22 protein-coding genes are annotated in these 21,553 nt (G+C 68.8%); 18 read left to right on the forward strand and 4 right to left on the reverse strand.

Annotated elements, in window-relative coordinates; translation table 11 throughout:
* Positions 1-85: 85 nt before the first annotated feature.
* From AC1DGE_RS05500 to trxA, 7 genes are all read left to right on the forward strand, one after another.
* The gene (locus AC1DGE_RS05500) at positions 86-262 is read left to right on the forward strand and encodes a DUF1059 domain-containing protein (protein ID WP_441416952.1); all 177 of its coding nucleotides are present in this window, start codon (positions 86-88) and stop codon (positions 260-262) included.
* The gene (locus tag AC1DGE_RS05505; protein WP_476917038.1) at positions 259-1,422 is read left to right on the forward strand and encodes an EAL domain-containing protein; all 1,164 of its coding nucleotides are present in this window, start codon (positions 259-261) and stop codon (positions 1,420-1,422) included. Before AC1DGE_RS05500 ends, AC1DGE_RS05505 begins: the two co-directional genes overlap by 4 nt.
* Entirely contained in the window at positions 1,412-1,969 is a 558-nt protein-coding gene (locus AC1DGE_RS05510) for a GNAT family N-acetyltransferase (protein WP_476917039.1), read from the forward strand. The genes AC1DGE_RS05505 and AC1DGE_RS05510 overlap by 11 nt, the downstream gene beginning before the upstream one ends.
* 21 nt (positions 1,970-1,990) lie before the next feature.
* Positions 1,991-2,395, forward strand: a complete 405-nt coding sequence (locus AC1DGE_RS05515; protein ID WP_441416955.1) for a VOC family protein — start codon at positions 1,991-1,993, stop codon at positions 2,393-2,395.
* A 30-nt stretch (positions 2,396-2,425) separates the two neighbouring features.
* Positions 2,426-3,154, forward strand: coding sequence for a Type 1 glutamine amidotransferase-like domain-containing protein (locus AC1DGE_RS05520; RefSeq protein ID WP_441416956.1), 729 nt, complete (start codon positions 2,426-2,428; stop codon positions 3,152-3,154).
* 49 nt (positions 3,155-3,203) lie between these two features.
* The gene (locus AC1DGE_RS05525; protein ID WP_441416957.1) at positions 3,204-3,749 is read left to right on the forward strand and encodes an acyl-CoA thioesterase; all 546 of its coding nucleotides are present in this window, start codon (positions 3,204-3,206) and stop codon (positions 3,747-3,749) included.
* Positions 3,750-3,828: 79 nt separating this feature from the next.
* Positions 3,829-4,236 (forward strand): thioredoxin, encoded by a 408-nt coding sequence (trxA, locus tag AC1DGE_RS05530; protein ID WP_441416958.1) that lies wholly within the window; start codon positions 3,829-3,831, stop codon positions 4,234-4,236.
* A 123-nt stretch (positions 4,237-4,359) separates the two neighbouring features.
* On the opposite strand, the gene AC1DGE_RS05535 is transcribed toward trxA, so the two are convergent.
* Positions 4,360-4,638, reverse strand: coding sequence for a putative quinol monooxygenase (locus AC1DGE_RS05535; protein ID WP_441416959.1), 279 nt, complete (start codon positions 4,636-4,638; stop codon positions 4,360-4,362).
* A 112-nt stretch (positions 4,639-4,750) separates the two neighbouring features.
* Between AC1DGE_RS05535 and AC1DGE_RS05540 the strand changes: the two genes are divergently transcribed.
* Both AC1DGE_RS05540 and AC1DGE_RS05545 read left to right on the forward strand, forming a co-directional pair.
* On the forward strand, positions 4,751-6,427 hold the full coding sequence (locus AC1DGE_RS05540) for an AMP-binding protein (RefSeq protein ID WP_476917040.1): 1,677 nt from the start codon (positions 4,751-4,753) through the stop codon (positions 6,425-6,427).
* 132 nt (positions 6,428-6,559) lie between these two features.
* The gene (locus AC1DGE_RS05545) at positions 6,560-7,480 is read left to right on the forward strand and encodes a hypothetical protein (RefSeq protein WP_476917041.1); all 921 of its coding nucleotides are present in this window, start codon (positions 6,560-6,562) and stop codon (positions 7,478-7,480) included.
* An 80-nt stretch (positions 7,481-7,560) separates the two neighbouring features.
* On the opposite strand, the gene AC1DGE_RS05550 is transcribed toward AC1DGE_RS05545, so the two are convergent.
* Positions 7,561-8,541: a DNA-3-methyladenine glycosylase family protein gene (locus AC1DGE_RS05550; protein ID WP_476917042.1), complete on the reverse strand. Its 981-nt coding sequence runs from the start codon at positions 8,539-8,541 to the stop codon at positions 7,561-7,563.
* Between the two features lie 174 nt (positions 8,542-8,715).
* Between AC1DGE_RS05550 and AC1DGE_RS05555 the strand changes: the two genes are divergently transcribed.
* Positions 8,716-9,153 (forward strand): VOC family protein, encoded by a 438-nt coding sequence (locus AC1DGE_RS05555; protein ID WP_476917043.1) that lies wholly within the window; start codon positions 8,716-8,718, stop codon positions 9,151-9,153.
* A 7-nt stretch (positions 9,154-9,160) separates the two neighbouring features.
* Here AC1DGE_RS05555 and AC1DGE_RS05560 read toward each other — a convergent pair whose 3' ends face one another.
* Positions 9,161-10,294: an SLC13 family permease gene (locus AC1DGE_RS05560; protein ID WP_476917060.1), complete on the reverse strand. Its 1,134-nt coding sequence runs from the start codon at positions 10,292-10,294 to the stop codon at positions 9,161-9,163.
* A 131-nt stretch (positions 10,295-10,425) separates the two neighbouring features.
* On the opposite strand from AC1DGE_RS05560, the gene AC1DGE_RS05565 reads away from it, so the two are divergent.
* Genes AC1DGE_RS05565 through AC1DGE_RS05590 form a run of 6 tightly spaced genes read left to right on the forward strand, consistent with a single transcriptional unit; the run spans position 10,426 to position 17,064 of the window.
* Entirely contained in the window at positions 10,426-11,811 is a 1,386-nt protein-coding gene (locus AC1DGE_RS05565; RefSeq protein WP_476917044.1) for a cystathionine beta-synthase, read from the forward strand.
* A gap of 17 nt (positions 11,812-11,828) precedes the next feature.
* Positions 11,829-13,043 (forward strand): cystathionine gamma-synthase, encoded by a 1,215-nt coding sequence (locus tag AC1DGE_RS05570; RefSeq protein WP_476917045.1) that lies wholly within the window; start codon positions 11,829-11,831, stop codon positions 13,041-13,043.
* A gap of 6 nt (positions 13,044-13,049) precedes the next feature.
* Positions 13,050-14,327, forward strand: a complete 1,278-nt coding sequence (locus AC1DGE_RS05575; RefSeq protein WP_476917046.1) for a glycosyltransferase family 87 protein — start codon at positions 13,050-13,052, stop codon at positions 14,325-14,327.
* A gap of 55 nt (positions 14,328-14,382) precedes the next feature.
* Positions 14,383-14,901 carry a winged helix-turn-helix transcriptional regulator gene (locus AC1DGE_RS05580; protein WP_476917047.1) on the forward strand — a complete coding sequence of 173 codons (519 nt, stop codon included), beginning with the start codon at positions 14,383-14,385 and terminating at the stop codon, positions 14,899-14,901.
* Positions 14,898-16,232, forward strand: a complete 1,335-nt coding sequence (locus AC1DGE_RS05585; RefSeq protein WP_476917048.1) for an MFS transporter — start codon at positions 14,898-14,900, stop codon at positions 16,230-16,232. Before AC1DGE_RS05580 ends, AC1DGE_RS05585 begins: the two co-directional genes overlap by 4 nt.
* A gap of 22 nt (positions 16,233-16,254) precedes the next feature.
* Positions 16,255-17,064, forward strand: coding sequence for an SDR family oxidoreductase (locus AC1DGE_RS05590; protein ID WP_476892086.1), 810 nt, complete (start codon positions 16,255-16,257; stop codon positions 17,062-17,064).
* A gap of 87 nt (positions 17,065-17,151) precedes the next feature.
* Here AC1DGE_RS05590 and AC1DGE_RS05595 read toward each other — a convergent pair whose 3' ends face one another.
* Positions 17,152-18,339, reverse strand: a complete 1,188-nt coding sequence (locus tag AC1DGE_RS05595) for an acyl-CoA dehydrogenase family protein (protein WP_476917049.1) — start codon at positions 18,337-18,339, stop codon at positions 17,152-17,154.
* Positions 18,340-18,393: 54 nt separating this feature from the next.
* Here AC1DGE_RS05595 and AC1DGE_RS05600 point away from each other — a divergent pair, with 54 nt between their 5' ends.
* Entirely contained in the window at positions 18,394-19,041 is a 648-nt protein-coding gene (locus AC1DGE_RS05600; RefSeq protein ID WP_441416971.1) for an MOSC domain-containing protein, read from the forward strand.
* A gap of 426 nt (positions 19,042-19,467) precedes the next feature.
* Positions 19,468-21,504, forward strand: coding sequence for a DEAD/DEAH box helicase (locus AC1DGE_RS05605; RefSeq protein ID WP_476917050.1), 2,037 nt, complete (start codon positions 19,468-19,470; stop codon positions 21,502-21,504).
* Positions 21,505-21,553: the final 49 nt, after the last annotated feature.

Genomic DNA, 21,553 nt, shown 5'->3' on the forward strand with positions numbered 1-21,553 from the left:
CGACACCCGGGCGGATAATCGGCCGATCCGGCATTACTGCGGAGTAGGGTTAGGCGCGTTGATCGAATGAGCCTGAGGAGTTGACATGAAATCGTTTGCATGTGGTGACGTTGTTCCCGGTTGTGAAGCCCGCTGGGTCTGCAGCACCGATGACGAAATCCTGGTCCAGGTCGGCGCCCATGCCGCGTCCGTGCACGGCCTGACCGAGCTTCCCGCCGAGCTCGTCGACTCGGTGCACAAAGCAATCCACCCGGTTAGTTGATTCCTGCGGCGGGCGGTCCACCTTCCGGGTCCGGCGCCACTGCACCGCCGGACTGGGATGGGCTGCTGGCCTCGGCCTGCCGCGGCGAAGGCCTGGCGGCTGCCTACCAGCCCATCGTTGATACCGCGCGGGGAGCGGTGGTGGGCTATGAAGCCCTCGCCAGGTTTCCCGGCTATGCCGAGAAGAACCCCGAAGTCTGGTTCGCCGCTGCGCGTCAACATGGGAAAGCCGCTGAACTCGAAGCGGCCGCGCTGCGCACCGCGCTCAAGGCCCGCGCCGCCCTGCCAGCCAACTGCTTCCTGACCCTCAACGTCTCACCGGAGCTGCTCATCACGGAATGCATCCGCAGCGTCTGGCGCGACGAGGGCAAACTGGGCGGCCTGATCATCGAACTGACAGAGCAAACACCGATCGACTCGTACGTGGAGCTGGAACCGGACCTCAACCAGTTGCGCGCCGCCGGTGCCCTGATCGCCGTCGACGACGCCGGAGCCGGCTACGCGGGACTGCGCCACCTGCTGGCCCTGCGCCCCGCCCTGATCAAGATCGACCGGGACCTGATCCAGGACGTCGACCGTGATGAGGCGAAGCGTGCCCTCATCGGGATGCTCGGCGCGTTTGCGAGTCAGGTCGACGCCTGGATCCTGGCCGAGGGCGTCGAACGGGCCGAGGAGCTCGAGGCGCTGGTCTCGCTGGGCGTCCCGCTCGTGCAGGGCTACTACCTCGCCCGGCCTGCCCCGCCCTGGGCCGGCATTGATCTTGACCTGGCCCACCGCCTCGCCAGCGCCCGTCCGGTGGCACACAAGACGGTCATCCGCGACGTCGTCGAACCGGCGACGACGGCCGGCAGCGTCACCCAGGCCGCTGACGCCTTCGCGGCCAACCCGGCGCTGGAGGCCGTCGTGCTGCTCGGCGAGCACCTGCGGCCGGTCGCGGTGCTGGACGCCGGAGCGTCCGCACTGGGCGTGGTCAGCCCCGGGATGCGCGTGAACCTCGATACCCCGCTCAGCCAGGCCCTGGCCCGGGCCATGACGAGGCCCAAGAACCAGAGGTTCGACTCGCTCCTGGTGACGGACAACGCGGGGCGTTTCGCCGGCGTTGCCAGGATGGAGCGGATGATCATTGCGCTCACCGGGACGGCAGGGGCACGTGACGACTGACGCCCCAAGCGCGCTGGCGGGAGAGCTGCCCGGCGGTGTCCGCATCAGGCTGCTTCGCGGTTCCGACGCCGAACGGCTGGGGGCCGCGTACCGGCGGAACCGGGATCATCTTGCGCCTTGGGAACCGACCCGGAGCGCCGAGTTCTTCACCACGGAGGGGCAGAGCGCCAACATCGGCGGCAAACTCGCCATGTTCGGCGCCGGAACCGGCGTTCCGTGGGTCTTGCTGGCCGGCGGGGAGGCCGTGGGGACGATGACGCTGAGCGGCATCGTGCGCGGGCCTTTCCTCAGCGCCAACCTCGGGTACTGGGTGGATCAGGACTTCAACGGGCGGGGCATCGGATCGGCCGCCGTCGCTCATGTTGTCGGAGCCGCCAGCACCGCGCTGGGCCTGCACCGGATCCAGGCGGCCACGCTGCCGCACAATGCCGCTTCCCAGCGGGTGCTGCAGCGGGCCGGTTTCCAACAGATCGGACATGCCCCGGAGTACCTGCAGATTGCGGGCGCCTGGCAGGACCATTTCCTGTTCCAGCGCATCCTGCACTGAGGCACGTGCGAGACTCACACAGTGACTGACGAATCCTTCGGCGCCCTGCACCACGTCGAGCTCTGGGTGCCGGACCTTGCGCGGGCCCGGGACGAATGGGGCTGGCTGCTGACCAGGCTCGGCTATGGGCAGTTCCAGGACTGGCCCCGCGGGCGGAGCTGGCGGCGCGGCGCCACGTACATCGTCGTCGAGGAGTCACCCGACCTGGACGGCCGGAACCACCACCGCACCGCGCCCGGGCTGAACCATCTGGCGTTCCGGGGCGGAACGCCGGAGCAGGTGGACGCGCTGGCCGCGGACGGCCCCGGCAACGGCTGGACCGAGCTGTTTCCGGAAAAATATCCGCACGCCGGCGGCCCCGGACACTACGCTGCCTACCTGGTGAACTCGGACGGCTTCGAAGTCGAGCTGGTCGCCACCGGCTGACCCGGCGGCCGGGCGGGTACCGTGATACCCATGAGCATCATCCTGGTGGGCGGGGGCCCCGATACCGTCACCACCCCGGTTATCTTTGACCGCTTCGTCAAGGATGTCCGGAACCGCGGCGGGGGAAGCCCGCCTCCCCGGATCGCCGTCGTGCTGTTCGACCGCGAAGGCAGCTCGGAGTATTTCCTCCCCGCGTACCTGGAGCCGCTGCAGAGTCGCACGTCCTGCCAGCTGACACCGGTCCTGCTGCGCTCCAATGAGCCGGCGGACCCGGAAGCGTTCGACGACGTCGACGGGATCGTCGTCGGAGGCGGCCCTACCCCGGACTACCTGGCCGGCCTGCATGGCTCGGCGGCGGCGATCCGGCAGGCGGTCGCTGCCGGCGTGCCCTATCTGGGGTTCTCCGCGGGGGCGATGATCGCGCCGCAACGGGCGCTTGTGGGCGGCTACCGGATCCGGGGCATCGAGGTGTGCTCGGAAGAATGCTCCGAAGGCCTTGACGAAATCGACGTCCGCGACGGCCTGGGCCTGGTGCCGTTCGCCGTCGACGTCCATACCGCGCAGGCCGGGACCCTGAGCCGCGCGGTCGCGGCGGTGGCGGAGGGCCTGGTGGACCGGGCCGTGGCCCTGGACGAGAACACCGCGCTGGTGCTGCGCCACGCGGGCCTCGAGGACCTTGAGGTGCTCGGCACCGGGAACTGCTGGACCATCCGCGGCTCCGGCCGCAAGGCCACGGTGGCGGTGCTGTCCGCCGGCTGAGCGGCCGACCCTTCTTGGCACCTTTGTTACCCGCGGGTAACATAGTCCCATGCACCTGCTGCTCCGCACCCTCCTCCTGCTCATCAAGTCMGCCCGGCGCTCGCCGCTGAGCATCTGGGACACGTCCTCGCTGCCGCTCCGCGTGCTCCCGACAGACATCGACATCGCAATGCATGTCAATAACGGCATGTACCTCTCGCTGATGGACCTGGGCCGGTTCGACCTGATGGCACGCAGCGGGACCTGGAAGGCCATGCGCCGGCGCGGCTGGACGCCAGTGGTGGCGGGGGAGACCATCGCTTTCCGCCGCTCCCTGCAGCTCTGGCAGCAGTACACCATCGAGTCCAAGGTCATCGGCCTGGATGAGAAGGCCATCTACTTTGAGCAGCGCATGGTGGTCGACGGCGAAATCTACGCCCGCGCCCACATCGCCACCCGGCTGGTCAGTAAGGGCAAGCCGGTCAGCCAGGAAGAGATCATCCGCGAGTTCGGGGCGCCGCCGGCGGACCTGGAGCTGCCCGAATGGATCCACGAGTGGCGGGAAACGAACGCGCTGCCGGGCGCCCGCCGCCCCGCCCCGCACGTCTGGGCGTGACCTCCGCGCCGTGCCCGCCGGGATGTGCCATCAGCGAAACGCAGGGGACTTTCGCGGGCGGCTCGCGTACCGTTGACGCATGGCTACCGTAGACATTACAGGTGAACAGTTCGCATCGACCGTCGAGGACAACGACATTGTCCTCGTAGACTTCTGGGCCGAATGGTGCGGCCCGTGCAAGCAGTTTGGCCCCACGTACTCGGCCGTTTCAGAGAAGCACCCGGACGTGGTCTTCTCCAAGGTGGACACCGAAGCGGAGCAGCAGCTTGCCGCCGAGGCCGGTATCACCTCGATCCCCACGCTGATGGCCTTCCGCGAAAAGGTACTGGTGTTCTCCCAGCCCGGTGCGCTGAACGCCCAGCAGCTGGAGCAGGTGGTCGACGCCGTCAAGGCCCTCGACATGGAGGAGGTCCACGCGCACGTGGCCCGTTCCCAGGCCGAGGCCGCAACAACCCAGCAGGACGGCAGCCAGATTCCGGATATCTAAGCCGGACTGCCGCAACACCCGGACTGCCGCAACAAACAACAACGCGGGGTCACTTCGCGCCCATCCCTTGAGGGATTACCGGCGCGAGGTGACCCCGCGTTTGTGTTCGGAGGCGGGGCGGGCTTAGAGCTTTTCCAGCTTGACCGGCTCGGCCAGCAAAGCGCTCAGGGACTCGTTCAGGTCCTGGACCGCGGTGCCCTTGGAGTGCTTGTCCAAGTCTGCCTGGGAAGCCCACTGCTCGGTCAGAACCAGCTTGTCCTCGCTCGCCTCGGTCAGCTCATAGCGGATGCAGCCGGGTTCGTTGACGACCTCGTCGATCGCGATTTCGAGGGCAAGCTTCACGCGGAAGAATTCGCCCTCGTTGGGAATGAAAGTGGCCTGCAGGTCAATGGGTGCGCTCATGGGTTTTACCCTACCGGGAGGCCGACCCGGCGTCGGAAGATGTCCTGAAGATTTCCTAGGACTTCCACGCTTTGCCCTTCTCTTGCCGGCGGCCTGTTGGTAGCGTCACACCATGCTTGCGTACACAGCCGGGGACACTGACGTCCCGCTGATCGATGAAACCATCGGCGACCACTTTGAGCGGATCGTCGCCCGGTTCCCGTACCACGACGCGCTGATCGAGGCCGCGGCGGTTCCCGGCGGGGAGGCCCGGCGGTGGAGCTACACCAAGATGAACGACGACGTCGACCGGCTGGCCCGCGCGCTGCTGGCGCTCGGCGTCGCCAAGGGAGACCGGATCGGAATCTGGAGCCCGAACTGCGCCGAATGGACCATTCTGCAGTACGCCACAGCGAAGATCGGGGCGATCCTGGTCAACGTCAATCCGGCGTACCGCAGCCACGAGCTGGAGTTTGTCGTCAAGCAGAACGGCATGCGGATGCTGGTGGCGGCGCCGTCGGACCGGAACAGCGACTACACGGTGATGGCCCGGCAGGCGCTGGCGGAATGTCCCGAGTTGCGCGAAGTCGTGTTCCTGCCCGATTCCGGCCAGCCCGGCCTCACCGCCGGGGTCCCGGAAAGTGAGGCGGAGCGGACATTCGCCGAGCTGCTGAGGCGGGCCGACGACGTCGCGCACTCCGGCTTGAAGGCGCGGATGGCCGAACTGGACCCGCACGACGCGATCAACCTGCAGTACACCTCCGGCACCACCGGTTTCCCCAAGGGCGCCACCCTGACCCACCACAACCTGCTCAACAATGGCTTTGCCATCGGCGAGCTGCTGGCTTACACCGAGCACGACCGGGTGGTGCTGCCGGTGCCGTTCTACCACTGCTTCGGAATGGTGATCGGCAACCTGGCCGCCTTCAGCCACGGCGCCGCCACCATCATTCCGGGCCGCGGGTTCACGCCGGCCGCCGCGCTGGAGGCCGTGCAGGACTTCGGCGGAACGTCGCTCTATGGCGTGCCGACCATGTTCATCGCCGAACTCGCGCTGCCGGACTTCGCCTCCTACGACCTCTCGACGCTGCGCACCGGCGTCATGGCCGGTTCGCTGTGCCCCATCGAGGTCATGAACCGGGTGATCTCGGAAATGAACATGCGCGACGTGGCCATTTGCTACGGCATGACCGAGACCTCTCCGGTCTCCACCATGACCCGAGACGGGGACACCATGGCCCAGCGCACGCAGACCGTCGGCCGCACCATGCCGCAGCTGGAGAACCGGATCGTGGACCCCATGACCGGGGAGGTGCTGCAGCGCGGCGAGATCGGCGAGTTGTGCACCCGCGGGTACTCCGTGATGCAGGGCTACTGGAACCAGCCGGACAAGACGGCCGAGGCGATCGACGCCGAAGGCTGGATGCATACCGGCGACCTGGCGCGCATGGATGAGGACGGCTACCTGGTGATCGAGGGCCGGATCAAGGACATGGTGATCCGCGGCGGCGAGAACGTCTACCCGCGCGAGATCGAGGAGTTTCTCTACACGCACCCGGATATCCAGGACGTTCAGGTGATCGGCGTCCCTGACGCCACGTACGGTGAGGAACTGATGGCGTGCGTGATCCTCAAGCCCGGAGCCGGCAGGCTGGACGCCGCGGGGCTGACGGAATTCTGCCGGGGCAAGCTGGCGCACTACAAGATCCCGCGCTACGTGGACGTCCGGGAAAGTTTCCCGATGACAGTGTCCGGCAAGATCCGCAAGGTGGACATGCGCCAGGAAGCCGTGGCCAGGCTGCATCTTTGACCGCAACGCGGGGTCACTTACGGCCCATCGCGGGGCCGTGGATGGGCGGTAAGTGACCCCGCGATGCTTCGAGTTAGGCAGGCCTGTGGATAACTCTGGCAGCGAGCCTAATCCGCGGCCACAATGGTGCCCATGGTCCGCATTGTGCCGCTCCCCGAAAGTCTCTTCCAGACGCCGTTCACGGTCTACGAATCCCGTGCGGTCGGCGTTACGTCCAAGCGACTCCGGGCGAAGGACCTGTCCGACGGCGGCCGTCTCATCTATCTGCCGGCCGGCAGGCACCTGGAGATCTTCGAACGTGCCCGGGTACTCAGCGCAGCCACGCCCGGCGCCTGGGTGTCCCACGAGACCGCCGCCGTGCTCACCCGGCTCGGACTGCCGCCGTGGCTGGGCGGGTGTTCCACCATCCACCTCAGCAAGCCGCACGAACTGCCTCGCGTCCGCCGGGCCGGGGTTACGGGACACCGCGTGCGGTGTATCCCCGGCGAGCTGACCGACGTCGACGGCGTCCCTGTGACGGCACCGCCGCGGACCTGGCTGGATCTCGCCTCGGGCCTGCCTCTCAACTACCTCATCGCCCTGGGCGACCAGATCATTCGGATACCCCGGCCTGGCCTGGAACAGCGCTCAGAGCCCTACGCGTACAAGGACGGACTGCGGCTACTCATCCGCCAGCATCCCAACATGAAGGGCGTCGAGAAAGCCCGGCTGGCCCTGGACGAGATGCGGGTGGGGGCGGATTCGCTCCCGGAGACCTTTCTGCGGCTGGCGCTGATGGACGCGCGATTACCGGAGCCGGAGCTTCAGATCAGGCTGGACCCTGACGACCGGCGCTCGCCGGCCGCAGACCTGGGCTACCGGAGGTACCGCATCGCCATCCAGTACGAGGGCGCCCACCACCTCACCCGGGAACAACAATCCAGGGACATCCGGCGGGACGAAGCGTTCCGCGGCGCTGGCTGGGCGTACTTCAAGGCCAACGCCGATGACCTCGCCGATGGCTTCGAAGCCCTCGTTGGCCGGATCAAGAAGACCCGGCTCCGCTCGGTCTAACGCAACGCGGGGTCAGATCGCGCCTATAAAGGCGCCCCGGATGGGCCGGATGTGACCCCGCGTTGCTTCAGCGGCGCCGGTCAGTGGCCGCGGTGGTCCTGGATGGTCATCCGCGGCCCGAAAACCGGCTTGCGGAACCCGCTGAGGCCGATCATGCGCACCACCCGCTGGCGGTGCCCGGCCCAGGGTGCCAGCAGCCTCAGCATCCCGGCGTCGTCGGTCCGCCGCCCGGTCAGGGCCGCGCCGACGTAGGCCGCGAGGTGGTAGTCGCCCACCGCGATCGAGTCCGGACAGCCGTGCGTGCGCTGCACCACCTCGGCCGCCGTCCAGACGCCGATCCCGGGAAGGGTCTGCAGCTTCGCGGCCGCTTCGGCCGCCGGCAGCGCCGCCAGCCGTTCCAGCGCGGCCGCGGAACGCAGCGCCCGCATGACGGTGTCCGATCGTTGCGGGCCGACTCCGGCCTTGTGCCACTCCCAGGACGGGATGCGCAGCCACTGCTCGGGCGTGGGCTGGACCAGGAGGTTGGCGGGGGCCACGGTGCCGGCGCCGGGCGCCGCTGTCCCGAAGCGGTACATCAGGTAGCGGTAGCCGCGGCGTGCCTCGATCACCGTGACCTTCTGCTCGAGCACCGTAGGCACCAGGGAATCGATCATCCGCCCGGTGGCCGGCAGCCGGAGGGCGGGGTTGCGGCGTCGTGCGTCGACAACCATCCGGGGGAGCGTGGCGTGGAAGCCGGGTTCGTCGAAGGCCGTCCAGTCGTCGTCGCGTCCCAGCATTCGCGGAACGGCCTCGATCGCCGCGGCTGCCCCGGGCCCCCAGGCGCGCGCCTCGATCCAGGGCGCGGCCGCCGGACCCGCGGACGCCAGGCGCAGCGTGGCCGGACCGGCCGCCGTCGTGAACGCCATCCAGAAGCCGTCCGCAGTGACCCGGATGGACGGATCGCCGTGGCCCCGGCGGAGCGTGCCGAGGGTCTGCAGGAGATCGAACGGGCCGCCCGGGTGCCACCGCAGCGAGGCGTCCGCCGTGGCGGGCACGCCGGCGGGGAGCTCTGCGGTGGTCACTCGAATATGTTCCCACGCCCGGCCGACGGCGGGCACATCCGGGCTGTTGGGCGGAGGGATGCGCGCAACCGGACGGCCCTTATCCGCGGCCCCGGACGGGACTAGACTCCGGCTGTGGCCCGGACTTCCCGCGCCCGCCCCGGGATCGGATCCCTTGATGGTCAGGAGAGTGTGATGGCTGGTGGAATGGTGCACTTCGAGCTTCCCGCGGACGACGAGAACCGTGCGCGTGAGTTTTACAGTTCGGTGTTCGGCTGGGGTTTCCAGGTCATGCCGGAGATGGAATACAGCCTGGCGCTGACCACCCCGATGGACGAGGAGGGCCGGCCCGCGGTCTCCGGGTCGATCAACGGCGGCCTGTTCCGCCGCGGCGAGCTCACCGCCCCGGTGGTGACCGTCGACGTCGACGACATCGACGCCGCCTTGGAGCAGATCGTGGCCCGGGGCGGTTCGGTGCAGCGGGAAAAGATGGAGGTGCCGGGGTCCGGTTGGAACGCGTATTTCACGGACACCGAGGGCAACGTAGTGGGGCTGTGGCAGAACGCCGCGCCCGCGGCACCGGCTCCGGCCGGCGGCAGCGGCGAAACCGCCGGAAACGACATCGGGGCCTGACCCGCGCCTAGTGCATGCCGTTGGCCAGCCAGAGGGCCACGACCGCGAGGGGAACCGTGAGGACGACGGCGGCGAGGCCGGCCAGCGCGAAGCCGCCCCAGCGGATCTCGACGTTGAGGGCCCGCAGGCGCTCGTGCCAGAGCAGGGTCGCCAGGGACGCCCAGGGGCTCACCAGCGGGCCAAGGTTCACGCCGATCAGGAGGGCCGCGAGCCTCACCGGCGAGCCGCCCGCCGGTTCCAGCGCGAGGTAGGCCGGCAGGTTGTTGACGGTGTTCGCGGCTCCCACGCCGAGCCCCGCCAGTTGGAGCAGCGCGGGAAGGCTCTCCCCGGACCCGGCGACGCCCGCCAGGACCTTGGTCAGGCCGTTGGCGTGCAACGCCTCGACCACCATGAACAGGCCGACGGTGAGCATAAGCGGCCGCCACGGGACCATGGCCCAGCGGAGGGCCGAGCGGCGCCGCCACAGGAACAGCCCCAGGAGGACCGCGGCCGCGGCTGCGGCGGGAATCTGTACTGGCACTCCGGACACCAGGGCCGGGAGCAGGAGCAGCATCACGCCAGCCGAGGCGTACAGCAGCACCTTGTCACGCACCCGGTGGACCGGCTGGGGGCCGTAGCGGCCCCGCAGATCCTTCCGGAAGGCCAGCCAGAGCAGAGCCAGGGGGAGCAGGATCCCAACCAGCGCGGGGGCCCAGACCAGCGAGGCGAAGGCGGCCGGGCTGAGACCCAGCCGGGACTGGGCCAGCAGGTTGGTCAGGTTGGACACCGGCAGCAGCAGCGAGGCCGTGTTCGCGAGCCAGATGGTAGTCAGCGCGAAGGGCAGCGGCGGGATCCGGGCGTGGACGGCCAGAAGTACGACGACGGGCGTGACCAGCACCGCCGTCGTATCCAGCGACAGGAACACGGTGGAGACCGTTGCCAGCGCGATCACCAGCAGCCAGAGCAGCAGCACGCTGCCCCGGCCCAGGGCGGCCAGTCGGTCCGTGACGGCCCGGAACAGCCCGGCGTCATCCACCAGTTCCGTCACCAGGGACATGGCCACCACGAAGCCCAGTACGGGCACCGTGCGGCCGGTGAGCTCCTCGAATGCGGGCCAGGGCAACAGCCCGGTGCCCAGCACCGCCACCCCGGCGAGGAGCATCCCGCCGGGGACGAGGTAGCTCCTCAGCGTCTTCAACCAGGTCCTTCGCTTCACTGCCTTATCGTCGCACCCGGACCGCGGCGCCGGCGACGCGACGTGCCCGCCGTCCCGGAGACGGTAACTTTGTACCTATGAAGTACGCCCAGTCCGTCCTGGACCTCATCGGCAACACGCCGCTCGTCAAACTCAATCACGTGACCGACGGCATCGCCGCCACGGTCCTGGTGAAGCTGGAATACCTGAACCCCGGCGGTTCGATCAAGGACCGCATCGCCGCCAAGATGGTCGAAGAGGCCGAACGCAGCGGCAAGCTCCAGCCCGGCGGGACCATCGTGGAGCCCACGTCCGGCAACACGGGTGTGGGCCTGGCGCTCGTGGCGCAGCAGAAGGGCTACCGCTGCATCTTCGTGGTCCCGGACAAGGTCGGCGAAGACAAGCGCGCCGTGCTGCAGGCCTACGGCGCCGAAGTGGTGGTTACCCCCACCGCCGTCGCGCCGGACAGCCCGCAGAGCTACTACGGCGTCTCGGACCGCCTGGTCACTGAAATCCCGGGCGCCTACAAGCCGGACCAGTTCTCCAACCCGGCCGCGCCGGCCAGCCACTACGAGTCGACCGGCCCGGAGATCTGGAAGGACACGGACGGCAAAGTCACGCACTGCGTGATCGGCGCCGGCACCGGCGGCACCATCACCGGCACCGGCCGCTACCTCAAGGAAGTCTCCGCGGACCGGCCCGAGGCCGACGGCGGCGTGGTCAAGATCATCGGCGCCGACCCGGCCGGTTCGGTCTACTCCGGCGGCACCGGCCGGCCGTACTTCGTCGAGGGCGTCGGCGAGGACATGTGGCCCGCCAACTACGACAAGGCCATTCCGGATGAGGTCATAGCCGTCAGCGACGCCGAGTCCTTCGCCATGACCCGCCGCCTGGCCCGGGAAGAGGGCCTGCTGGTGGGCGGTTCCTCCGGCATGGCCGTCGTCGCCGCGCTGCAGGCCGCCAAGGACCTGCCCGCCGACGCCGTCGTCGTCGTGATCCTGCCCGATTCGGGCCGGGGCTACCTGGCGAAGATCTTCAACGACCAGTGGATGCGCTCCTACGGCTTCCTCGCCGGCGGCGACGAAGCCTCGGTGGGAGAAGTGCTCAAGTCCAAGACCGGCGAGCTGCCGGACCTGGTGCATATCCACCCGAACGAGAGCGTGCGGGACGTCATCAACATCATGAACGAGTACGGTGTCTCCCACATCCCGGTGCTGTCCCAGGAACCGCCGGTCGTGATGGGCGAGGTGCTCGGTGCCGTCGACGAGCGCACCCTGACCGCCAAGCTCTTCCGCGGCGAGGCGAGCCTCACCGACAAGATCTCCGAACACATGGAGGCACGGCTGCCCGTGATCGGTTCGCTCGAATCGATCTCGACGGCCCGCGAACTCCTCTCCGACACCGACACCCTGATGGTGACGTTCGTCGGCGCTCCGGTGGGGATCCTGACCCGCCACGACCTCCTCGCCTACCTCAGCAACTGACCAGTTCAAGGAGTCCCATGTCCCAGCCAGAAAGCTCTTCCGCGGCCAACGCCGGCTTCAACACCCGCGCCGTGCACGCCGGCCAGGCCTTCGAGCCGCGCACCGGCGCCGTGGTGCCCCCGGTGCACTTCTCCTCCACCTATGCGCAGGACGGGATCGGCGGCCTCCGGGCAGGCTACGAATACGGCCGCGGCACCAACCCCACCCGCGACGCCCTGCAGGAGCAGCTCGCCGCGCTGGAGGGCGGCGCAGCGGCGTTCTCCTTCAGCTCCGGCCTGGCCGCCGAGGATTCCATGATCCGCGCCCTCACCCGGCCCGGAGACCACATCGTGCTCGGCAACGACGCCTACGGCGGGACGTACCGGCTGATCAGCCGCGTCCTGGGCGAGTGGGGGATCGGCAACACCCCGGTGGACATGTCCGATCTTGACGCCGTCGCGAAGGCCGTCGCCGCAGGCGGATCGAACGGCGGCGCGGCCGGCGGCAAGACCCGGCTGGTCTGGGTGGAGACGCCGTCGAACCCGATGATGAAGATCACCGACATCGAGGCGCTCGCCAAGGTGGCGCACGACGCCGGCGCCCTCCTCGTGGTGGACAACACCTTCGCCTCGCCGTACCTGCAGAACCCGCTGGCCCTCGGCGCCGACGTCGTGGTGCACTCCACCACCAAGTACATCGGCGGGCACTCCGACGTCGTCGGCGGCGCGATCATCGTCAACGACCCCGAACTGGCCGAGAAGATCGGCTTCGTGCAGTTCGCCGTCGGCGCCGTGTCCGGGCCGATGGACGCGTTCCTCACCACCCGAGGGCTCAAGACGCTCGGCGTGCGGATGGACCGGCACAGCGACAACGCCCAGGCCGTGGCCGAATGGCTGCTGCAGCGCCCCGAGGTGGAGGCCGTGCTGTACCCGGGCCTGCCCTCCCACCCGGGCCACGAACTGGCAAAGAAGCAGATGAAGAAGTTCGGCGGGATGATCTCCGTGCAGTTCAAGGGCGGCGAGGCCGCGGCACGCAAGGTGGCCGAATCCACCTCCGTGTTCACGCTGGCGGAATCCCTGGGCGGCATCGAATCGCTGATGAACTACCCCTCCGAGATGACCCACGCTTCGGTCAAGGGCACCGAACTGGCAGTCCCGGAGAACCTGATCCGGCTCTCCTGCGGCATCGAGGACGTCGAGGACCTGATTGCGGACCTCGAGCAGGCTTTCGCGCGCATTGAGACGGGCAGCTAGCCTCCGGTGACCAGCACTTCCAGGGCAGCCAGCTCCACCATCCGCGGCTGGATCGCGACGGCGGCCGGCGCGGCCGCCGTCGTCGTCGCCCTGGTGGTGCTGTACTCGGCCTACATCCCGCTGCTGAACGACTTCGAGGTCTATTTCTACGGCGGAAACCGGGTGCTGCAGACCGGCGAAGCCGGCGTGAACGAGCTCTACGCCCCGCGCGACGGGCTTCCGTTCACCTACCCGCCGTTCGCCGCGCTGATCTTCGCCGCCCTCGCCACCCTGGGCCAAAGCGCCGGCGGCTTTGTCTTCACTGCCACCGCGCTGCTCGGCGCAGCCGTCGTGTCCGCGTGGCTGACCCGGCACTACTTCGGGCTGGGCCGCTGGCGCGACGCCGTCGCGGACTGGCGGTTCCGGGCCGTCGCCCTGGCCGGCACCGCGGCGATCCTGCTGATGGGCCCGTGGCGGGATACCTTCGACTTCGGCCAGATCAACATCATCCTGATGGGCCTGATCCTGGCCGACTTCGCACTCTACGGAAAATCCCGGGCCGGCGAGTTCCGCTGGCCGGCGGGCCTGCTGATCGGGATCGCGGCCGGGATCAAGCTGACCCCGCTCGCCTTCGGCCTGTACTTCCTGGTCCGCCGCGACTTCAAGGCCCTGGGCTGGATGGCCGCGGGGTTCTTCGGCTCGATCGCGCTGGCCTGGGCCATGCTGCCCACCGCTTCGGTGACGTTCTGGACCAAGATCCTGCCGGACACCGGACGGATCGGTGGGCCGGCCTACGTGGACAACCTCTCGGTCAAGGGCCTGCTGCTGCACTTGGGGATGCCGGATTCGTCCCTGACCTCCGTGGTCTGGCTGGTGCTCGCGCTGGGCCTCGCCGCCGTCGCCGCGCTGGTGATCAAGTGGGCGGTTGACGCGGAGGAGAACTTCGTGGCTGTGTCCGCCACCGCGCTGCTGATGCTGCTGATCAGCCCGGTGTCCTGGTCCCACCACTGGGTCTGGATGGCCGTGGCGCTGCCGTGCATGGGGTTCGCCATCCACCGAGTCCCCTCGCGCGACGGCAAAATGCGGCTGGCCGGCTGGATCATCGTCGCCGCCTCCGCCGTCGCCTTCTACCTCACCCCCAAGTACCTCGCGGTGATGGCCGGGGCACACGAGTGGGGCAAGGATCCCACTACGCAGTGGCAGCTCACGGTCGCCAGCCTCGGCGTGGTCTGCGGGATGGCGATGCTGGTGTACTGGGCGCTGGCCTACCGGCCGTCCCGCGCCGGGCTCCGGCCGTACCTCTAGGTCCCGGCAGCTGCGGCCTCTAGCTATCTTGAAGAAAGCCAGCTAATCTGCCGGTATGGCACTTCGATCCGACTGGTCCCGGCGCAACTGCAGCATGGCCCGCGGCCTGGACATCCTCGGCGACCCGTGGGGCATGCTGGTCCTGCGCGAAGTCTTCTTCGGCAACGGACGCTTCGACGCCATGAAGGCCCGGCTGGGCGCTGCTGACTCGGTCCTCACCCGGCGGCTGGCAGCACTCGTCGACGCCGGCCTGCTCACCCGCCGCCCCTACGACGACGGCGGCGGCCGCCGCCGCCAGGAGTACGTGCTAACCGCCAAAGGCGAGGACGCCCTGCCGGTGCTCAATGCCGTCGTGATCTGGTCCGAGAAGCACCTGGCCGCGCCGTCCGAACAGGCGCACATGTTTGTGGTCCACAGCGGCTGCGGGCAGCGCACCTCCTCTGCGGACAGCTGCACGGCCTGCGGCGAACGGCTCACGGCCGAAAACACCAGCTGGCACAGCCTCACCCGGACCGCCGACCCGGTCCCCCTCGCCACCGCTCCGGCGAGACGGAAGAACGGAACCGCAGCATGAGTGAGCCCCGGACCTCCACCCGGCGCCGCATCCATCCGGCTTGGATCGTCGCCGTCGTCGCGTTCCTGGCACTGGTCGGCGCTGCCGGTTTCCGGGCCGCCCCGGGCGTGCTCATGGTGCCGCTGCAGACCGAGTTCGGCTGGTCCACCACGGTCCTCTCGGCCGCGGTCAGCATCAACCTGGTGCTGTTCGGCCTCACGGCACCGTTCGCCGCGGCCCTGATGGAGCGCTTCGGCATCCGCGCCGTGACCGCCGTGGCGCTGGTGCTGATCGGGGCAGGCAGCGCCCTGACCGTCCTGGTCAACCAGTCGTGGCAGATCCTGCTGACCTGGGGGCTGCTGATCGGACTCGGCACCGGATCGATGGCGCTGGTGTTCGCCGCCACGGTCGCCAACACCTGGTTCGTGAAGAGCCGCGGGCTGGTGATCGGCATCCTCACCGCGGGCAGCGCGGCCGGGCAACTGGTGTTCCTGCCCTTCATCGCCGCCCTCGCGCAGAGCCCCGGCTGGCGGCAGGCCTCGCTGCTGATCGCCGCCGGTGCCCTGGCGGTGGTGCCGCTGGTGCTGAAGTTCTTGAAGAACTCACCGGCCGACGTCGGTGCGCTGCCGTATGGCGCCGAGACCGAGTCCGCGGAGGGTGGGGCTACAGCCGGCGAGACCGCAACGCCGGGGGAGCAGGCGGTCCCGGCCGGGCCCCGCCGGAATGCCGCCGTCCGGGCACTCCAGGTGCTCAAGCGGGCCAGCAGGGTCCGGACGTTCTGGGCACTCGTGGCCGGCTTCGCCATCTGCGGAGCCACAACCAACGGACTGATCGGCACCCACTTCATCCCCTCCGCCCACGACCACGGCATGGCCGAAACCACGGCCGCCGGCCTGCTCGCCGTCGTCGGCATCTTCGACATTCTCGGCACCATCGCCTCGGGCTGGCTGACGGACCGCTTCAATCCACGGATCCTGCTCGCCGTCTACTACCAGTTCCGGGGCATCGGGCTGCTGGTGCTGCCGCTGCTGCTCAGCGCCGAGATCCAGCCCAGCATGATCGTTTTCGTGATCATCTACGGCCTGGACTGGGTAGCCACCGTCCCGCCGACGGCCGCGATCTGCCGCCAGGTGTTCGGCGCGGACGGCAGTGTCGTGTTCGGCTGGGTCTTCGCCGCGCACCAGCTCGGCGCCGCCGCGGCAGCGCTGGCGGCCGGTGCCGTCCGGGACGCCACCGGCCAGTACACGTACGCCTGGTTCGCCGCCGCGGCGATGTGCACCATCGCCGCCGTCATCAGCGCGACCATCCGCAAGGACACCGGAAAGCAGGCGGCCGTCCCGGTCCCGGCCTAGGCCGGACGTTAGGCTGGGCACCATGGTTTCCACCCCGCCCAGGCCAGATAACCCGGACACGCCGGCCGCCGATGCCCCGCCGGTGCAGCGCAAGACGGCCCTGGTTACCGGCGTCGGAAGGCTCGCCGGCATCGGTGCAGGCATTGCGCGGCGGCTCGCAGCGGACGGTTGGGACCTGGTGCTCACCTACTGGCAGGACTACGACACCCGGATGCCCTGGGGCGTGCAGCCGGACGACGTCGAACGCCTCACAGCCGAGCTGCAGGCGACCGGCGCCGCCGTGCTGGCCGTGCCCGCCGACTTCGAGGATCCGCAGGCCGTGGACCGGCTGATGGCCGCAGTGGCGGAAGAGGCTGGCACCCTGCAGGGTCTGGTGCTGAGCCACGCCGAATCCGTGGACTCGGGCATCCTGGACACGTCCCTGGAGAGCTTTGAGCGCCACTTCGCCGTCAACACCCGCGCCAGCTGGCAGCTGATCGCCGCATTTGCCCGGCAGGCGCCGGCTGAAGGCGGTGCAATCGTGGCGCTGACCAGCGACCACACCGCGTTCAACCTGCCGTACGGGGCGTCCAAGGGCGCGTTGGACCGGATCGTGATCGCGGCCGCGAGGGAGTTGGGCCCGCAGGGCATCAGCGCCAACGTGCTCAACCCGGGGCCGGTGGACACCGGCTGGATGGACCCGCAACTGCGCGAGGACCTGGCCCGCCGGCATCCCGGCGGCCGGCTCGGCACCCCCGCGGACGTGGCCGGGACGGTGGCGTTCCTGCTCTCACCCGAGGGCCGCTGGGTGTCCGGGCAGCTGGTCAAGGCAGACGGAGGCTTCTCCGCCTGAGGCCGCGCCATCGCCGCCGTCGAGATGACATTTCACGGCAGTGTGGTGCGGCAACACTGCCGCGAACTGTCATCTCACCCCGCGCCGCTAGCGGAAGGCGGCCAGCCCGGTGATGTGCTGGCCCAGGACCAGGGTGTGCACCTCGTCGGTGCCCTCATAGGTGCGCACCGACTCGAGGTTGGCGGCATGCCGCAGCGGTGAATAGTCCAGCGTGATCCCGTTCCCGCCCAGGATGGTGCGGGCTTCGCGGGCAATCGCGATGGCCTCCCGCACGTTGTTCAGTTTGCCCAGCGAAATTTGCTCCGGCCTCAGCTTCCCGGCGTCCTTGAGCCGGCCCAGCTGCAGCGCCAGCAGGGTGCCTTTCTGGATTTCCAGCAGCATGTTCACCAGTTTCTCCTGGGTGAGCTGGTACCCGGCCAGCGGCTTGCCGAACTGCAGCCGCTCCTGCGAGTACCGCAGCGCAGCCTCGTAGGAGTCCCGGGCGGCGCCCATCGCGCCCCAGGCGATCCCGTAGCGTGCCTCGTTCAGGCAGCTGAACGGTCCCCGCAGCCCGCGGGCGGCGGGCAGCTGCGCCTCGGGGCCCAGCCGGACCCCGTCGAAGCCCACATCACACTGGATCGAGGCGCGCATCGAAAGCTTCTGCCCGATCGGCGTGGCAGTCACCCCCGGCGTGCCGGCAGGCACCAGGAAGCCGCGCACGCCGTCGTCGGTCATTGCCCACACCACCAGCACGTCCGCGACGGAGGCGAGCCCGATCCAGCGCTTCGCCCCGTCCAGGATCCAGCCGGCGTCATCGCCCGTACCGTCCCGCCGGGCGAAGGTCTGCATCGCCGCCGGGTCCGACCCGGCGGTGGGCTCGGTCAAGGCGAAGCAGCCGATCACTTCGCCCGCGGCCATCCGGGGCAGCCACGCCTGCTTCTGCTCCTCCGAGCCCCACAGGTGGATGGCGGTCATGGCGAGGGAACCCTGCACCGAGACGAAGGTGCGGATGCCGGAATCGCCGGCCTCGAGCTCCATCGCGGCCAGGCCGTACTCGACGGCGGAGCGGCCCGGGCAGCCGTAGCCCTCCAGCTGCATCCCGAGCACGCCCAGCTCGCCCAGTTCCGCTGCCAGTTCGAGCGGGAAGACGCCGTCGTCATACCAGGCCGCGATCCCGGGCCGGATCCGCTGGCTGGTGAAATCGCGGACCTTTTCCCGAACAGCCAGCTCTTCGGCGCTCAGCAGGGAATCGATCGCCAGGACATCGGACACGTCTGTTGCTCCAACACTGCTCATGGGAGCATCCTACGTTCCGCCGTCCGGACGCGGCCCCGGGCCTACACTGGTGCCATGAACACCGCTTCTGTGCTTGCCGTCTGCCGGGTGCACCAGCTGCTCAGCGACGAGGGACGACTGGGCGTGACCGCCATCGACAAGCGTCCCGTGGACGGACCCGTGAAAGTCCACCGGCTGGGCCTCCGCGGTGACATCCAGGCCGACCGGATCGACCACGGCGGCGAAGACCAGGCGCTGTACGCCTATTCCCAGGCCGACGCCGACTACTGGGCCGCGGAACTTGGACGGGACATCCCGCCCGGATACTTTGGCGAGAACCTCCGGGTTGCCGGCATCGACGCCACCAACGCGGTGATCGGCGAACGCTGGAAGATCGGGCTCGACGTCGAAGTGGAAGTCACCTCGCCCCGCCGGCCGTGCAGCACCTTCCAGCGGCGGGTGAACGAACCCCACTGGGTCAAGCGGTTCACCGAGGCCGGACTTGTAGGCACCTATCTGCGCGTGGTGCGCACCGGCAGCATCCAGGCGGGGGACCACATCCACCGGCTCTACGTCCCGGCGCACGGCGTGACGATCGGCAAATGGTTCTCCGACCCCACGGTCCAGGACATGGAGGCGCTGCGGGATGCCGACGCCGATGGCCTGATCCGGCTGCAGCCGGAGTACCACCAGGAATTTGCGAAGCTGCAACCGGCGGACTAGCACGCCCGCCGGAGCGCGGTCCGGGGCCCGCACAGGCCCGGGCGGTGCGACATGTGCGCAAGCTCACCGCCGCCGTCGACCCCTGCGTTACCACCTGCAGGTGTGCATGCCTTACACTTGAAATATCCCCCACTCCGGAAATCCCTTATTCCTGCCCAATTTTTGAGGCAGGACTGGCAAGTGTTGGGGCCCGCTACTGTGATGCGGGCATTTTCATAGGGAGAGCCGGCTAAAGAAAACGCTGTACAGACTGCTGGGATAGCAGCCAAGAGTTGCAGCGGGAAGTCCTGCCACGGGATTGCGAAAGCGCCGGGCTTCTATGTGACCGGCCGGTCAACGTATGCCCGGCAATTACGGCACGTGTACTGCGGCTCCGCTCACCTCGGGTTGTGCCGCCTGGCCCCTATGGATGAGGAAGATTCCCCTATGCCCGAAAATCAGGACAACTCCGTCGACACTGAAAACACCCAGGCCGACGTCGAGATCACCGAAACCCCTGCCGCCGAAGCAGCCACCACGCCGGTGGAAACCGCGGCCGAAAACACCCCGAACGATGCCGGTGACGACGAAACCGGTCTCCGCTTCGTCGACCTCGGCATTGATGCCCGCGTCCTTGCCGCCCTGCAGGACGTCGGCTACGAGAAGCCGTCCCCGATCCAGGCAGCGACCATCCCGGTGCTGCTTGAAGGCCGCGACGTTGTGGGCCTAGCCCAGACCGGTACCGGTAAGACTGCAGCATTCGCAGTACCGGCACTGTCCCGGCTGGCCGAACTCCACGACCTGAACGGCCCCTCCCGCAAGACGCAGGCCCTGGTCCTGGCTCCGACCCGCGAGCTTGCGCTCCAGGTCGCGGAGGCCTTCACCTCCTACGCAAAGCACATCGACGACTTCACCGTCCTGCCGGTCTACGGCGGCTCCGCCTACGGACCCCAGCTGGCCGGCCTGCGCCGCGGCGCCCAGGTCGTCGTCGGTACCCCCGGCCGTGTGATCGACCACATCGCCAAGGGTTCCCTGGACCTGTCCGAACTCCAGTACCTTGTGCTGGACGAGGCTGACGAGATGCTGCGGATGGGCTTCGCCGATGACGTGGAGCAGATCTTCCAGCAGACCCCCGAGGGCCGCCAGGTTGCACTGTTCTCTGCCACCATGCCGAGCCAGATCCGTCGCCTCTCCAAGCAGTACCTGAACAACCCGGCCGAGATCCAGGTCAAGTCCAAGACCACCACCGGCGCCAACACGCGTCAGCGGTACCTGCAGGTCATGGGCCCGCACAAGCTCGACGCACTGACCCGCATCCTCGAGGTCGAAGAGTTCGACGGCGTCATCGCCTTCGTCCGCACCAAGATGGCCACCGAGGACCTGGYCGACAAGCTGCGCTCGCGTGGCTTCCAGGCGGCGGCCATCAACGGCGACATCCCGCAGCAGCAGCGTGAGCGCACGGTCGAGGCCCTGAAGGAGGGCCGGATCGACATCCTCGTCGCCACCGACGTCGCGGCCCGCGGCCTGGACGTCGAGCGCATCAGCCACGTGATCAACTACGACATCCCGCACGACACCGAGTCCTACGTGCACCGCATTGGCCGCACCGGCCGCGCGGGCCGTTCCGGCGACGCCGTGCTGTTCATGACCCCGCGGGAGAAGTACCTGCTGCGTTCCATTGAGAAGGCCACCCGCCAGCCGGTGGAGCAGATGCACCTGCCTACCGCGGAAACGGTCAACACCCTGCGGCTGGGCAAGTTCGCCGAGAAGATCACCGAAACCCTCGAATCTGAGGACGTCTCGGCGTTCCGCGACCTGATCGCTTCCTACGAGGAAGAGCACAACGTTCCGGCAGCCGAGATTGCCGCTGCACTGGCCGTCATGGCGCAGGGCGGACAGCCGCTCCTGGTCAAGGAACTGCCCGCCGCGCCGGAATTCCAGAAGCGCGAGCGCTCCAAGGACGGGTTCGGCTCCCGTGGCCCGACCCGCACCCTGACCGAGGGCAACGCCACCTACCGGATCGCCGTCGGACGCCGCCAGCGCGTCATGCCGGGTTCCATCGTGGGCGCCATTGCCAACGAAGGCGGCATCTCCTCGGCCCAGATCGGCGGCATCGACATCCGCTCGGACCACTCCCTCGTGGAGCTCCCGGCGGACCTGAGCCCGGATCAGCTGAAGGCACTGTCCCGCACCCGGATCGGCGGCGAGCTGATCCACCTCGAGCTGGACAACGGCCGCAAGCCCTCCGGCGACCGGGGCGCCTACCAGGGCAACCGTGGCGGCGAGCGCGGCGGTTACTCCGGTGGCAGCGGCAACTTCAAGGGCAACGGCGGCTTCAAGCGCGAGTTCCGCAAGAACGACGGCGAGCGTTCCTCCGCTGACCGCGGCGGCCGCTCCTTCAGCGACCGCAACGAGCGCAGCGTCGGCACCGACACCCGCAAGCCCCGCACCGAAGGCGGCTTCAAGCCCCGCAACAAGTGGTAACCACTAGTTCCTAGGCAAGCAGGACGGGCCGGCTCTCCTTGAGCCGGCC

It is taken from the genome of Arthrobacter sp. 05N425 (genome assembly GCF_056397125.1).

Coding starts and splice junctions, on each gene's coding strand:
- AC1DGE_RS05500 (WP_441416952.1), top strand. CDS start 86: ATGAAATCGTTTGCATGTGGTGACGTTGTTCCCGGTTGTGAAGCCCGC.
- AC1DGE_RS05520 (WP_441416956.1), top strand. CDS start 2,426: ATGAGCATCATCCTGGTGGGCGGGGGCCCCGATACCGTCACCACCCCG.
- trxA (WP_441416958.1), top strand. CDS start 3,829: ATGGCTACCGTAGACATTACAGGTGAACAGTTCGCATCGACCGTCGAG.
- AC1DGE_RS05535 (WP_441416959.1), bottom strand. CDS start 4,638: ATGAGCGCACCCATTGACCTGCAGGCCACTTTCATTCCCAACGAGGGC.
- AC1DGE_RS05540 (WP_476917040.1), top strand. CDS start 4,751: ATGCTTGCGTACACAGCCGGGGACACTGACGTCCCGCTGATCGATGAA.
- AC1DGE_RS05545 (WP_476917041.1), top strand. CDS start 6,560: ATGGTCCGCATTGTGCCGCTCCCCGAAAGTCTCTTCCAGACGCCGTTC.
- AC1DGE_RS05555 (WP_476917043.1), top strand. CDS start 8,716: ATGGCTGGTGGAATGGTGCACTTCGAGCTTCCCGCGGACGACGAGAAC.
- AC1DGE_RS05560 (WP_476917060.1), bottom strand. CDS start 10,294: ATGCTCCTCGCCGGGGTGGCGGTGCTGGGCACCGGGCTGTTGCCCTGG.
- AC1DGE_RS05565 (WP_476917044.1), top strand. CDS start 10,426: ATGAAGTACGCCCAGTCCGTCCTGGACCTCATCGGCAACACGCCGCTC.
- AC1DGE_RS05570 (WP_476917045.1), top strand. CDS start 11,829: ATGTCCCAGCCAGAAAGCTCTTCCGCGGCCAACGCCGGCTTCAACACC.
- AC1DGE_RS05580 (WP_476917047.1), top strand. CDS start 14,383: ATGGCACTTCGATCCGACTGGTCCCGGCGCAACTGCAGCATGGCCCGC.
- AC1DGE_RS05585 (WP_476917048.1), top strand. CDS start 14,898: ATGAGTGAGCCCCGGACCTCCACCCGGCGCCGCATCCATCCGGCTTGG.
- AC1DGE_RS05590 (WP_476892086.1), top strand. CDS start 16,255: ATGGTTTCCACCCCGCCCAGGCCAGATAACCCGGACACGCCGGCCGCC.
- AC1DGE_RS05595 (WP_476917049.1), bottom strand. CDS start 18,339: ATGAGCAGTGTTGGAGCAACAGACGTGTCCGATGTCCTGGCGATCGAT.
- AC1DGE_RS05600 (WP_441416971.1), top strand. CDS start 18,394: ATGAACACCGCTTCTGTGCTTGCCGTCTGCCGGGTGCACCAGCTGCTC.